Annotated in this window: 13 protein-coding genes and 2 tRNA genes; 8 read left to right on the forward strand and 7 right to left on the reverse strand. The window is 62.4% G+C overall.

What is annotated here, in order from left to right:
• Positions 1–44: 44 nt before the first annotated feature.
• The 5 genes from ileS (at position 45) to HDE75_RS06840 (ending at position 6,367) form a co-directional block, all read left to right on the forward strand.
• A complete protein-coding gene (ileS, locus tag HDE75_RS06820; protein WP_183675619.1) occupies positions 45–2,939 on the forward strand; it encodes an isoleucine--tRNA ligase in 2,895 nt (964 codons plus the stop codon).
• An 85-nt stretch (positions 2,940–3,024) separates the two neighbouring features.
• On the forward strand, positions 3,025–3,528 hold the full coding sequence (gene lspA / locus HDE75_RS06825; RefSeq protein WP_183675618.1) for a signal peptidase II: 504 nt from the start codon (positions 3,025–3,027) through the stop codon (positions 3,526–3,528).
• Between the two features lie 21 nt (positions 3,529–3,549).
• Positions 3,550–4,770, forward strand: a complete 1,221-nt coding sequence (coaBC, locus tag HDE75_RS06830; RefSeq protein ID WP_183675617.1) for a bifunctional phosphopantothenoylcysteine decarboxylase/phosphopantothenate--cysteine ligase CoaBC — start codon at positions 3,550–3,552, stop codon at positions 4,768–4,770.
• A 34-nt stretch (positions 4,771–4,804) separates the two neighbouring features.
• A complete protein-coding gene (gene dut, locus HDE75_RS06835; RefSeq protein WP_183675616.1) occupies positions 4,805–5,254 on the forward strand; it encodes a dUTP diphosphatase in 450 nt (149 codons plus the stop codon).
• A 9-nt stretch (positions 5,255–5,263) separates the two neighbouring features.
• The gene (locus HDE75_RS06840; RefSeq protein ID WP_183675615.1) at positions 5,264–6,367 is read left to right on the forward strand and encodes a M48 family metallopeptidase; all 1,104 of its coding nucleotides are present in this window, start codon (positions 5,264–5,266) and stop codon (positions 6,365–6,367) included.
• Here HDE75_RS06840 and HDE75_RS06845 read toward each other — a convergent pair.
• The gene (locus tag HDE75_RS06845) at positions 6,364–6,504 is read right to left on the reverse strand and encodes a hypothetical protein (protein WP_183675614.1); all 141 of its coding nucleotides are present in this window, start codon (positions 6,502–6,504) and stop codon (positions 6,364–6,366) included. The genes HDE75_RS06840 and HDE75_RS06845 overlap by 4 nt on opposite strands.
• A gap of 126 nt (positions 6,505–6,630) precedes the next feature.
• Between HDE75_RS06845 and HDE75_RS06850 the strand changes: the two genes are divergently transcribed.
• On the forward strand, positions 6,631–7,524 hold the full coding sequence (locus HDE75_RS06850; RefSeq protein ID WP_183675613.1) for a DNA-3-methyladenine glycosylase 2: 894 nt from the start codon (positions 6,631–6,633) through the stop codon (positions 7,522–7,524).
• On the opposite strand, the gene HDE75_RS06855 is transcribed toward HDE75_RS06850, so the two are convergent.
• Positions 7,516–7,731: a DUF2783 domain-containing protein gene (locus HDE75_RS06855; RefSeq protein ID WP_183675612.1), complete on the reverse strand. Its 216-nt coding sequence runs from the start codon at positions 7,729–7,731 to the stop codon at positions 7,516–7,518. The genes HDE75_RS06850 and HDE75_RS06855 overlap by 9 nt on opposite strands.
• A complete protein-coding gene (locus HDE75_RS06860; RefSeq protein ID WP_183675611.1) occupies positions 7,728–8,948 on the reverse strand; it encodes an MFS transporter in 1,221 nt (406 codons plus the stop codon). Before HDE75_RS06860 ends, HDE75_RS06855 begins: the two co-directional genes overlap by 4 nt.
• Before the next feature lie 138 nt (positions 8,949–9,086).
• On the opposite strand from HDE75_RS06860, the gene HDE75_RS06865 reads away from it, so the two are divergent.
• Positions 9,087–9,989, forward strand: coding sequence for a LysR family transcriptional regulator (locus HDE75_RS06865; protein WP_183675610.1), 903 nt, complete (start codon positions 9,087–9,089; stop codon positions 9,987–9,989).
• Here HDE75_RS06865 and mug read toward each other — a convergent pair.
• Both mug and HDE75_RS06875 read right to left on the reverse strand, forming a co-directional pair.
• Positions 9,986–10,507, reverse strand: a complete 522-nt coding sequence (gene mug, locus HDE75_RS06870; RefSeq protein WP_183675609.1) for a G/U mismatch-specific DNA glycosylase — start codon at positions 10,505–10,507, stop codon at positions 9,986–9,988. The two genes, HDE75_RS06865 and mug, sit on opposite strands and share 4 nt — an antisense overlap.
• Positions 10,508–10,554: 47 nt before the next feature.
• Positions 10,555–11,733 (reverse strand): MFS transporter, encoded by a 1,179-nt coding sequence (locus HDE75_RS06875; protein WP_183675608.1) that lies wholly within the window; start codon positions 11,731–11,733, stop codon positions 10,555–10,557.
• A gap of 98 nt (positions 11,734–11,831) precedes the next feature.
• On the opposite strand from HDE75_RS06875, the gene HDE75_RS06880 reads away from it, so the two are divergent.
• Positions 11,832–12,623 carry a helix-turn-helix transcriptional regulator gene (locus tag HDE75_RS06880; RefSeq protein WP_183675607.1) on the forward strand — a complete coding sequence of 264 codons (792 nt, stop codon included), beginning with the start codon at positions 11,832–11,834 and terminating at the stop codon, positions 12,621–12,623.
• A gap of 56 nt (positions 12,624–12,679) precedes the next feature.
• Here the strand turns inward: HDE75_RS06880 and HDE75_RS06885 are convergent.
• Both HDE75_RS06885 and HDE75_RS06890 read right to left on the reverse strand, forming a co-directional pair.
• A tRNA-Met gene (locus HDE75_RS06885) sits at positions 12,680–12,756 on the reverse strand.
• Positions 12,757–12,917: 161 nt separating this feature from the next.
• Positions 12,918–12,994, reverse strand: a tRNA-Met gene (locus HDE75_RS06890).
• Positions 12,995–13,001: the final 7 nt, after the last annotated feature.

Consider the following 13,001-nt stretch of genomic DNA (forward strand, 5'->3'; position numbering starts at 1 on the left):
GCGGCTGACGCCGCCGCAAACCATCAATACAAATAAAGAAGATTATGTCCGACCAAAACAAGCCAGCCACGCCCAAGCAAAAACCTGTCAGCAAATACCCGGTCAATATGACGGAAACCCCGTTTCCTATGCGCGGCGACATGGCCAAGCGCGAGCCATTGTGGGTACAGCAATGGCAAGACAAGAAAATTTATGAGCGCGTGCGCAAGGCTGCCGCTGGCCGTCCAAAATTCATCCTGCACGACGGCCCGCCGTATGCCAACGGCGACATTCACCTGGGCCACGCCGTCAACAAGATCCTGAAGGACATGGTCGTCAAGTCGCGCTCGCTGGCCGGTTTCGACGCACCGTATGTACCGGGCTGGGATTGCCACGGCATGCCGATCGAGATCCAGATCGAAAAACTGCATGGCAAAAACCTGCCGACGGCCGAAGTGCTGGAAAAAGCCCGCGCCTACGCCAATGTGCAGGTCGAGCGCCAAAAGAAAGACTTTATCCGTCTGGGCGTGCTGGGCGAATGGGACAATCCTTATCTGACCATGGCGCATGGCAATGAAGCGGACGAATTGCGCGCGCTGGGCAAACTGCTGGAAAAAGGTTATGTCTACCGTGGTTTGAAACCGGTCAACTGGTGCTTCGACTGCCAATCGGCGCTGGCCGAGGCGGAAGTGGAATACGCGGAAAAACGCGATCCGGCGATCGACGTGGGCTTCAAATTCGCCGAGCCAGAAAAACTGGCGGCCGCGTTTGGCCTGCCATCGCTGCCGACGGACAATGGCTTCATCGTCATCTGGACCACCACCCCGTGGACCATCCCGTCGAATCAGGCGCTGAACGTACACCCTGAAATCAAATACGCGCTGGTGAAAGCCGAGCGTGACGGCCAGCCTTTGCTGCTGATCCTGGCGCAAGACCTGGTGGTGGCCAGCCTGGCGCGCTTCAAGCTCGAGGGCACGACGATTGCCACTTGCGACGGCGCGGCCCTGGCCGGCATCAGCTTCCGCCATCCGCTGCATGCCAGCGACGCTTTCTATGACCGATTGTCGCCCTTGTACTTGGCCGAATACGTGACCACCGAAGCCGGTACCGGCGTGGTCCACTCGGCGCCGGCCTATGGCCTGGACGACTTCTTGTCGTGCAAGGCGCATGGCATGAAGGATGACGACTTCATCAAGCCGGTGATGGGCGATGGCAAATTCGCCTCCACCCTGCCATTGTTTGGCGGCATGAGCATCTGGGAAGCCTCGAAACCGATCTGCAACGCCTTGCGCGAAGCGGGCGCGCTGTTCGAAGTGAAGATGTTCGACCACAGCTATATGCATTGCTGGCGCCATAAGACGCCGATCATCTACCGCGCCACCTCGCAGTGGTTCGCCGGCATGGATGTGACGCCTAAAGATGGCGGCGCGACCCTGCGCGAAACCGCCCTGCAAGGCATCGCCGACACCCAGTTCTTCCCGGACTGGGGCCAGGCGCGCCTGCACGGCATGATCGCCAACCGTCCTGACTGGACGTTGTCGCGCCAGCGCCAGTGGGGCGTGCCGATGGCCTTCATCGTGCACAAGGAAACGGGCGACCTGCATCCGCGTACGCCGGAACTGCTGGAACAAGTGGCCAAGCTGATCGAAAAAGACGGCATCGAAGCATGGCAAACGTTGGACCTGGCTGACCTGATCGGCGACGAGGCAGCCATCTACGCCAAGAACAAGGACACGCTGGACGTGTGGTTCGATTCCGGCGCCACGCACCAGACCGTACTCGGTGGCCCGCAAGGCAAGGGCTCGCACGCGACGCAGCTGCAATTCCCGGCCGACCTGTACCTGGAAGGCTCGGACCAGCATCGCGGCTGGTTCCATTCCTCACTGCTGGTGTCGTCGATGCTGAACGGCCATCCTCCATATAAGGCGCTGCTGACGCACGGCTTCACGGTCGATGGCGAAGGCAAGAAGATGTCCAAGTCGCTCGGTAACACCCTGGCGCCGCAAAAGATCTCGGATACCCTGGGCGCCGACATCCTGCGCCTGTGGATCGCCTCGACCGACTACACGGGCGAACTGTCGATCTCCGACGAGATCCTGAAACGCGTGACGGAATCGTATCGCCGCATCCGCAATACCTTGCGCTTCCTGCTGGCTAATACCTCGGACTTCAACCCTGCCACCGATGCTGTGCCGGTGGCCGAGCTGTTCGAGATCGACCGCTATGCGATCGCCAACATGGCCTCGCTGCAGGAGCAGATCGAGAAGAACTACACCAGCTACGAGTTCCATCCGGTGGTGTCGAAACTGCAGACCTACTGCTCGGAAGACCTGGGCGGCTTCTACCTGGACATCCTGAAAGACCGCCTGTATACCACCGGCCTGACCTCGATCGCCCGCCGCTCCGCGCAGACCGCCCTGTGGCACATCACGCAAAGCCTGCTGCGCCTGATGGCCCCTGCCCTGTCGTTCACGGCAGAAGAAGCGTGGGCCGTGTTTGCCGGCGCCGAAGCGTATGCCGCCAGCGATGAAACCATCTTCACGCAAACCTGGTGGCAACTGCCGGCCGTGGCCGACGCTGAAGCGCTGCTGGAAAAATACACGGCCCTGCGCGCCGTGCGCACGGACGTGACAAAGCAGCTGGAAGACTTGCGCACCTCGGGCGCGATCGGCTCCTCGCTGCAGGCGGAACTGACGATCAAGGCAGCGCCGATGAAGTACAAGCTGCTCACGACCCTGGAAGATGACTTGAAGTTCGTCTTCATCACTTCGCAGGCGAGCGTAGTCGAAGTGCCTGAGGAAGCCGCCGAAGAAGTGGTCGTGGCCGCATCGACGGCGCCGAAGTGCGAGCGCTGCTGGCATTACCGCAGCGACGTGGGCACGGATGCTGCACACCCGACCCTGTGCGGCCGCTGCGTCAGCAATCTGTTCGGCAAAGGCGAGTCGCGCCGCTTCGCCTAAAACAAGGCGGGGATGACATCTTCCCCGCAACCACCCGCCGCTGCCACCATCCCGGCAGCGGCGGCTTCACCTTCCCTGGAAAAATATGGCCACCAAAAACCGTTTTTCATCGAAACCAAAATCGTCCCTGATTCCCTGGCTGGGCATCGCCGCCATCGTCATCCTGTTCGACCAGATCACCAAGATCACGATACAGCGCACCTTCAGCTATGCGCAGGAAATGGTCATCACCTCGTATTTCAACCTGGTGCTGGCGTATAACAAGGGCGCCGCGTTCAGCTTTTTGTCCGACCAGGGCGGCTGGCAGCGCTACTTCTTTACCGCCATCGCCCTGGCGGCGGCCGGCTACATCATCTATCTGCTGAAAAAGCACGCCGGCCAGCGCATGTTTTGCTGGGCCCTGTCGCTGATACTCGGTGGCGCACTCGGTAACGCCATCGACCGCCTGGTGTATGGCCATGTGGTCGATTTCCTCGATTTTCACTGGAAAAGCTGGGGCCACTTCCCTGCTTTCAATATCGCCGACAGCGCCATCTGCATCGGTGCGGCCCTGTTCATCATCGATGAACTGCGCCGGGTGAACAAGTAACCAATACTGCAGGAGAACGGCATGGAACTGTCCGGCAAAAAAATCGTCCTCGGACTCTCGGGCGGCGTCGCCTGCTACAAGGCAGCGGAACTGTGCCGCGCGCTGACCCGCGCCGGCGCTTCGGTGCAAGTGGTGATGACCGATGCGGCCAGCCACTTCATCACGGCCGTAACGATGCAGGCGCTGTCCGGCCACCCCGTACACACCAGCCAGTGGGATGCCCGCATCGACAACAATATGGCGCACATCGACCTGACCCGCCATGCGGACGCGATCCTGATCGCGCCATGTTCGGCCGACTTCATGCGCAAGCTGGCCCATGGCGTGTGCGACGACTTGCTGTCGACCCTGTGCCTGGCCCGCCCTGCCCATCTGCCGCTACTGGTAGCGCCCGCCATGAACGTGGAAATGTGGCAAAACCCGGCCACGCAGCGCAATGTGCAGCAACTGCGCGACGACGGCATACAGCTGTTTGGCCCGGCCGCCGGCGAACAGGCGTGCGGCGAAGTGGGCCTGGGCCGCATGCTGGAACCGGAGCAGCTGCTAGCCGAGCTGATCGCCGCCTTCCAGCCTAAACTGCTGGCGGGCAAGCGCGTGCTGGTCACGGCCGGCCCGACCTTTGAAGCCATCGACCCGGTGCGCGGCATTACCAATCTGTCGTCGGGCAAGATGGGGTATGCGGTGGCCCGTGCGGCGCGCGAAGCGGGCGCCGAAGTGCTGCTCATTTCCGGCCCTACGGCTTTGGAAGCGCCATTCGGCGTGCGCCGCATCGATGTGCAAAGCGCGCAGCAGATGCACGACGCCGTGCTGTCCCACGTCGATGGCCAGCATGTATTTATCGCCGTGGCCGCCGTGGCGGACTGGCGCGTGCTCAATGCCAGCGAGCAGAAAATGAAAAAGCAGGCTGACGGCTCGGTGCCGGAACTGAAGTTCGCGCAAAACCCCGACATCCTGGCCACCGTGGCGGCGCGCACCAACCTGTCCGGTTATCCGTATTGCGTGGGCTTTGCGGCCGAATCGGAAAATCTGGTCGAATTCGGTTCGACCAAGCGCGAGAAAAAAGGCATCCCCCTGTTGGTCGGCAATATCGGCCAGAACACCTTTGGCCAGGACGACAACACTATCATCCTGTTCGATGAAGATGGCCACACGGTACTGCCACGCGCCTCGAAACTGGAACTGGCGCGCCAGCTGATTTCGGAAATCTCCAAGCGCATCGCCAGGATCTCGCTACTCAAATAACGCTGTTCAAATAACTCTTATCCGCTTTACATCAATGAAAAATATCGACATCAAGATCCTCGACGCCCGCATGAAAGACCAGTTGCCGGCCTACGCCACGCCAGGCAGCGCCGGGCTGGACCTGCGCGCCTGCATCGATGCGCCGCTGACCATCGAAGCTGGCCAGACGGTGCTGATTCCTACCGGCCTGGCGATCCATATCGGCGACCCGGCCTACGCCGCCATGATCTTGCCGCGCAGCGGCATGGGTCACAAGAACGGCATCGTGCTGGGGAATCTGGTAGGCTTGATCGACTCCGATTACCAGGGCCAGCTGATGATCTCGACCTGGAACCGGGGCCAGAGCGCTTTTACGCTCAATCCCATGGAACGCCTGGCGCAGCTGATTATCGTGCCGGTGCTGCAAGTGGGCTTTAACGTCGTCGAAGAATTCGGCGACAGCGAACGCGGTGTTGGCGGATTCGGCAGCACCGGCAAACACTAAGGATTTTCTATGCCAGCTTCACGCCATCTGACTTCAGCCCCAACCCTGCTGCGCCGATTGGCTCCTTCCCTTTTGCTGGCCGGTGCGGCCATCCTGACCGGTTGCAGCACGCCTGCACCACAAGTCAGTGGCCCGTTCAACGTGGTGCCGGCGCCCGATGCGCCAGCGTACACGGCGGAGCAAAAGGCGGCGCAACAGGAGCTGGTGAAGATGGTGGCCTTGCAAGACCGCCTGTCGAAAGTCTCGGCGCCCCTGCTGATCAATAACGCAGACCTGTGCAAGACCTACGCGCGCAACCTGCTGGGCTTCACGGCCCAGAATAAATACTCGTATCCGGGCGTGTATGCCGACGCGGCGCAAGCGGCGCTCGGTTATGGCGAACAGATGCAAGTGTCTGGCGTGCTGCCCGGCAGTGGCGCGGCCCGCGCCGGTTTGCGCAAGGGCGACGCCCTGATCGCGGCCGAAGGCAAGCCGCTGCCTACCGGCCCGAAAGCGGAAGGCCCATTCGGCGCCATCGTCGGGCCGCTGGCATCGAAAAGCGCCAGCCTGAACATGACCATCGCCCGCCAGGGCGAACAGCAGCAGCTGGCCATCCCCGTCACGCGCGCCTGCGCCTTCCGGGTCGCCCTGGGCAATGCCGACAACGTCAATGCGTATTCGGACGGCTCGCGCATCCTGCTCACGCGCGGCATGATGGCCGCGGCACAGAATGATGAAAACATCGGCTTCGTGATCGCCCGCGAAATGGCCCACAATATTCTCGACCATGCGCGCACGCAGCGCTCGGCCGGCACGGCTGGCAGCATCATCGACAGCCTGGGCGCGGTGCAGCCCGACACCTCGATGCTGACGGGCGCCGCCGGCATCAAGGCCATGCCGCCCGACCTCGATGCTCAGGCCGACACCCTGGCCATCTATTTGCTGGCGCGCGCCGGCTACAACATCGACAACGCCGCCAGCTTCTGGCAGCGCCTGTCCACGCAAACGCCGGCCAGCGTCGCCAACGGCTACACGGCCCTGCACCCGGCCACCAGCGCACGCCTGGCCGCCATCAACAAGGCCGTGGCCGACGTTAAAGCCAAGCAGGCGGCGAAGAAACCCTTGAAGCCTTAAAACCTGGGGAAATCGGGGAAATAGGTGCCCATGATCCAGGTCAGGGCGCCGCAAAATACCACGGCCAGAAACAGGACGATCAGCAGCTTGCCAAATTTGGGGATGCCATCGGTTTGTGTGTTTGGTTCGTGGGACATGGGACCTCCGCAGCTGGTGGAATGGCCAGTATAACGATAATATCTTGCAGCGCCAGCAAGCAAATAACAAGAAACGAGATGCGCCAGCATCGCTGGCCCTGCTACCTTTGCTGATTTTTTCTCACCATGCCCCTGCTGCACTGGACCATAGACCTGCCCGCCGGCTACCGCCGCGACGATGTACTTGCCTTCCACGCCCGCGATACGCAAGCGGTGGCCGAACAGATCACAGCAACGGGACTGCGCAAGGGTATCGTGCACGGTGGCTTGGCCGTGCTGCTCGACGTGGAATTTTCGGATACGCAGGCAATCTGCCGCGCCGGGATCGATGGCGATGAAACGGCCGGCATGCGCGGCCAGCTACACGGCGCCCTGCTCAATATCCTGGGCTTGCGCATCGACCCGGCACCGTTTGCGCAACTGGCAGCGAGCGACGTCTTGCTGGCGCCTTTGGTGCTGCGCAGCCCTGGCCTGCGCATTGTGCAATCGGCCAGCCCGTTCGAGGCGCTGACCTGGGCCATCATCGGCCAGCAAATCAATCTGTCGTTCGCCATCTCCCTGCGCCGCACCTTTATCGAGCAAGGTGGACGACGCCACAGCAGCGGCTTGTGGTGCTACCCCGAGGCGGCCGATGTGGCGCAGCTGAATATCGACGATCTGACCAGCCGCAAATTCTCGCGCGCCAAGGCCGAAACCGTGCTGCGCCTGGCGCAACTGGTCGATGGCGGCCAGCTATCGCTGGAACTGCCTGCGTCAGGCGAGGTGGAAGCCATCTCGCAGGCGCTGCTGGCCGTGAAGGGCATCGGCCCGTGGACCGTCAATTATGCCCTCTTGCGCGGTTATGGTTATGCCGACTGTTCGCTACATGGCGACGTGGCCATTCGCGCCGCCCTGCAAAAACTGCTGGGCGAGGAGAGCAAGCCGGACATGGCGCGCACCGAGCAATGGCTGCGCCAGTACCGCCCCCACCGCACCATGCTGGCCGCTCACCTGTGGGCCAGCCTGCACGCATCAGCCTGAGGACGTTCTTTCAACGTTGACACGCGCCAGCGCAAATGCCTGCCGCAGGACGGCCAGGTCACCGATATGGTTAGCCAGCAGCAATAACAGCTCGGCGTTCAATATCTTGCCCTGGCGTTCATCGAGGCCATGGTGCGAATCGTCCAGCATCGCATAATAATCTTCGAAATTATCGAGATTCTGCTTCAGGTTCAATCGCGTGTTCATGTGCGCTCCCCATTGTTCATGATCACAGGCGCATTCGTGCAGTGAATCAGACCAGCCAACAAGCCCAATACTACGCCAAAGACAGCCACACCGGTCCAGCCGTAGCGCGCCATCAGCCAGCCGCTGACCGCCACGCCCACGGCGCCGCCGATAAACGTGGCCGTCATATACAGGCTGTTGATGCGGCCCTGCGCAGCCGGATCGACGGCAAACGCGCGGGTCTGGTTTGAGACCAGGCCCGATTGCACGCCAATATCGAGCACGATCACGCCAATAATGAGCAGGATCAGCGAAGACTCGGCGCCGGCCAGCAGCAGATAGGACAATGTCACGATGCCGATACTGGCGCCGATGACCTTGCGCGATCCGCGCTTGTCGGCCGCCCTGCCACCCAGTGTGGCGGCCAGTGCGCCGGCTGCGCCGATGATGCCGAAACCGCCCGCCCAGGCGCTGCCCAGATGCCAGGCGCTATTGGCCAGCAAGGCGGCCAGGTTGACCCAGAAGGCATTGAAGCAAGCCCACAGCAAGGATTGCACCATCATTGATTCACGCAGCGGCTTGTGGTCGCGGGCCAACGGCCACAACGATGCCAGCAGGCGGCCATAGGACAGCGTCGTGGTCGGTTTTCCCTTGGGCAACAAGGCGGCCGCCGCGATCCAGACGGGGATCATGAAGGCCGCTTCCATGCCGTACACGGCCCGCCAGCCATAAGCCTCGCCCACCACGCCAGCCACCGTGCGGCCCAATAAAATGCCCACCATGATGCCGCTGACCACCGTGCCCACGGATCGCCCGCGCTCACTGGGTGGCGACATCAGGGCCGCGAATGGCACCAGCTGCTGCGGCACGCAACTGACGATGCCGAGGCCAAACGAGGCGGCGATCAGCGCCCAGATACCGGGCGCCATGCAAGCGGCCAGCGCAAACACGCACGCCAACGCGATCTGGCCCAGTACCAGCTTGCGCCGGTCGTAGCGGTCGCCCAGCGGCAAGAGCAAGGCCAGGCCCGTGGCAAAACCCAGCAAGGCCGCGCCAGCGACCAGGTCGACGGCCGCCAGGTCCACACCGAGGCCAGACTGTATCAAGGGCAAAATGGGCTGGGTGCAATAAATATTCGTGATCACGGCGCCGGCGATGATGGCCATCATCAGGATCTTGCCGCGCGGTGCGGACGGCGCATTCTGCGACGCAAGGGGAGTAACGGGAACGGCGCGCATGGCGCTCTCCTTTCAGGGTGACTGGTTTCACACGGCGGCAGCATGCCGCAGCGAAGAGAGACCAGCTTACGTACTTGCACCCATAAAGAGAATCCCATAAGATTGGGAATCATTCTTCCATAATTTGAGAGAAAATACATGGACAGGCTGGAAGCCATGACCATCTTGCTGGCGGTGATCGATGCGGGCAGCCTGTCGGCGGCGGCCCGCCAGCTCGACCTGCCGCTGGCCACCGTCAGCCGCAAGGTAGCGGCGCTGGAAACACATTTGAAAACGCGGCTGCTGCACCGGACCACACGCAAGCTGGTGCTGACAGAAGCGGGCAGTTCCTATGTGGCCGCCTGCCGGCGCATCCTCGAAGACATCGGTGAAGTGGAGCGCACGGCGACCGGCGAATATGCCACGCCCAAGGGCGAACTGACGGTGACGGCCTCCGTCGTTTTCGGACGGCTGCACATCGTGCCCGTGGTAGCGGAGTTTCTTGCGCAGTATCCGGAAATCGAGATCAATCTGATATTGACGGATAGGGTCATGCATTTGATGGATGAACCTGTCGACGTGGCGGTGCGCATCGGCGAGCTGCCAGACAGCAGTTTCATGGCGACCGGCGTAGGCGCAGTGCGGCGCGTGATTTGCGCCAGCCCCGCCTATCTGGAACAGCATGGAACACCGGCCACGCCAGCCGATTTGGCCAAACACGACTGCATCAGCTTTGAGGTGCTGGAATCGCGGCGCGCCTGGGTTTTCGGTACTGCCAGGTCGCCGCTGTCGGTGCCCGTGCATTCACGGCTGTCCGTCAATACGGTCGATGCAGCGATTGCCGCCGCCACCCTGGGCGTGGGGCTGATACGCGTGCTGTCGTATCAGGTGATGGATGGCCTGCGCGACGGCACGCTGCAGGTCGTACTGGAAGACTTCGAATCGGAACCCCTGCCCGTCAGCCTGATGCACAAGGGGCAAGCGCCGCTGCCCTTGAAATTGCGCGCCTTTCTCGACTTCGCCACGCCGCGCCTGCGTGCACGTCAGCTGAATGTACGTTAGCTGAGTGCGCGCCTCAGTTCCGCATAGGCGTCCACCAGCTGCTCCTTGCTGTAGCCACGATTGAGCCCACTGGGATTGGGCAAGATCCACACGCGCGCGCCGCCAAAGCGTTCAGGCTGCTCGCCCCATTCCAGCTGGCGCCTGCCCGTCATCGCGGCATAGGCGGCCTTGCCCAAAAAGGCGATCCATTGCGGCTGGTACTGCGCCAGTTTCTGCAGCAAACCCGCCGCCGCTTGCGCAAACTCGTCCTTCGCCACCTGATCGGCCCGCGTGGTCGGGCGCCCCACGGCCGCCGTCAAGCCCAGGCCAAAATCGAGGACCGTATGATCGTCTTGCGGCAGCAGCTGATGCGGCGTAAAGCCTGCCAGGTGCAGCACCGGCCAAAAGCGGTTGCCGCGCCCGAGAAAATGATGGCCGGCCACGGCCGCATCGACGCCCGGATTTAAGCCGCAAAAGACGACTTGCAAGCCGGGGCCGAGGATGTCGGGCAATCCTGGCGGATCTGTGATGGGCGGCATAGGCTGGCTCTCGATGTAAAGAGCGCAGTATGTGGGCCGCCCCTCAACTAATCAAGCTTGCGCGTCAGCTGCAGCAAGGCCGCCAGGGCCGCCACTACGGCAGCGCCCACGGCCAGGCTCCAGGCTGGCCAGTCCAGCAACAACAGCAGACCACCGGCAGCGGCCGCGATGGCGCTACCCAGGTATAGCGCCGATTCATTGAGGGCGACGGCCAGGTTGCCATCGCCCTGCGCGCTGCGCGCCTGCAGCAATTGCTGGTTTTGCGGCACTTGCAAGGCCCAGCCCACTGCTCCCCACAGCAGAATGGGCAGCACGGCCCACCAGGCGCCCCAGTACGCAGCCAGCGGCAAGACCAGCAGCGCCAGCGACAGCAAAAGTAATATGACCAGGGTCAGCACAGGTCCACGGATTTTATCGGCCAGCGGCCCCACCAGGAAACTGCCCAGCACGCCGCCTATGCCCCAGGCCCACAGGAAAGGCGCGACGGGACGCCCTGCCAGCAGCGGTGCGAGAAAGGTGTACATGCCCAGACTGGCAATCGCCGCCAACAAGGATACCAGCAAGATGACCAGCACCTGCCCATCACGCAGCAAGGCCAGCTTGCGGCGCAGCGACACCTCTTGCGCCGCCGGCAAGGCGGGCAAGCGGCTGGCCAGGCCGATCAAGGTCGCCAGGCCCAGGGCGGCGACCAGCCACAGTGCAGCGGACCAGCCCAGCCGTTCCGCCAGCAACAGGCTCAAGGGCACGCCCAATACAGTACCGCTGGCCATGCCGCCCATGATGACGGCGATACTCTTGCCCTGCTGCCCGGCCCCGCACACGGCAGCCGCCGCAGCGATACCCGTGGCCAGATAAACCCCGGCGCCGATGCCGGCCACCGCGCGCCACACCAGCAGCGAGCTGAAATCGCCAGCCACGGCGCTGGCGCCATTGGCGACGGTAAACAACGCCAGCGCACCGAGCAAGCCCAAACGCTGGCGCCGCGCCGGCAGCACGGCCACCAGCACGGGCGAACCGAGTCCATACGCCAGGGTAAAGGCAGTGACCAGCTGCGCCGCACCCGCCACCGACACCTGGAATGCGGGGGCGATCAGCGGCAGCAAGCCAGCCGTCACATACGAGGCCATGCCCAGCGCAAACGCGCCCAGGGCGATCAGGTAGACGGCGGCGGGCAAACGGGAAGCAGCCGTGGCTGGCTGGGCGTAGCCAGGAGAAGAGTGGGACATGACAGCTTTCGGAAAGGAAAGCCCGCATTTTGGAATACAATCTACACCATTACAATTTAACACTTTATGCTATTACTGATAGCAACAGGATAAGACTGATGCGCACCCTGGAACGCACGCGCCACGAACTGGCCGCCTATCTGCAATCGCGGCGCGCCCGCCTGTCGCCCGAAGAAGTCGGTTTGCCCAGCGGCGGGCGGCGCCGCACGCCCGGCTTGCGGCGCGAAGAAGTGGCGGCCCTGGCCGGGGTCGGCCTCACCTGGTACACCTGGCTGGAACAAGGACGCGATATCGGCGTCTCCAGCGCCTTTCTCGATAATCTATCCCGCGTGCTGCGGCTCGATGCAGGCGAGCGCCGCCACCTGTTCCTGCTGGCCCATGCGCGCCCACCGGCCGAAACAGGCAAGACCTTTTGTCTGGTGCCGCCGCTGGTGCGCCGGCTGATGCACGACCTGGCGCCGCACGCCGCCTATGTCCTGAACCTGCGCTGGGACGTGCTGGTTTTCAATGAAGCCGCCGATACCCTGTTCGGCTTTGGCCAGCATGCGCCGCAGCGGCGCAACCTGCTATGGCTGTTATTTACGGACACGCAGCTGCGCGAGCGTTACGCGGACTGGGAAGAACAGGCGCCCCGCATGCTGTCGAGTTTTCGCCGCGACTACGCCCGCGCCACGCAGGAAGCAGATATCCACGCGCTAGTGGAAGAACTGGAAAAAGTCTCGCCCGAATTCAAGCGCTGGTGGCGCCAGCACGAAGTGCACGCCCCCTGCAGCGGCCTGCGCCAATTGTCGCTCGACGGCGCAGCCGTAACATTCGAGCACACCTCGCTGACCATCGACGCGGACCGCCACTTGCGGCTGGTGGTGTATGCGCGGCAGCTGGAAGAATAAACGGCGCAGAACGAAAAAACCGCTGATCCTCTTGCGAGAAATCAGCGGTTTCGAATTGGTTGCGGGGACAGGATTTGAACCTGTGACCTTCGGGTTATGAGCCCGACGAGCTGCCAGACTGCTCCACCCCGCAGACGAATTATAGCCTAGTTTCTTACATCATGTAATGGCTAAGTGTGATTAGGGGGATTATTGTGACTCTGCCGTAAAAGAAGGCAGCAATAAGCTTGCAAGAACTGCTAGGTAATAGAAAAAGCCGCTGATCTTTTGCAAGTATCAGCGGCTTTCGAATTCTGGTTGCGGGGACAGGATTTGAACCTGTGACCTTCGGGTTATGAGCCCGACGAGCTGCCAGACTGCTCCACCCCGCGTCTGTAT

The sequence above is a fragment of the Janthinobacterium silvisoli genome (assembly GCF_014200725.1).
In the GTDB taxonomy this organism is placed as follows: domain Bacteria; phylum Pseudomonadota; class Gammaproteobacteria; order Burkholderiales; family Burkholderiaceae_D; genus Janthinobacterium.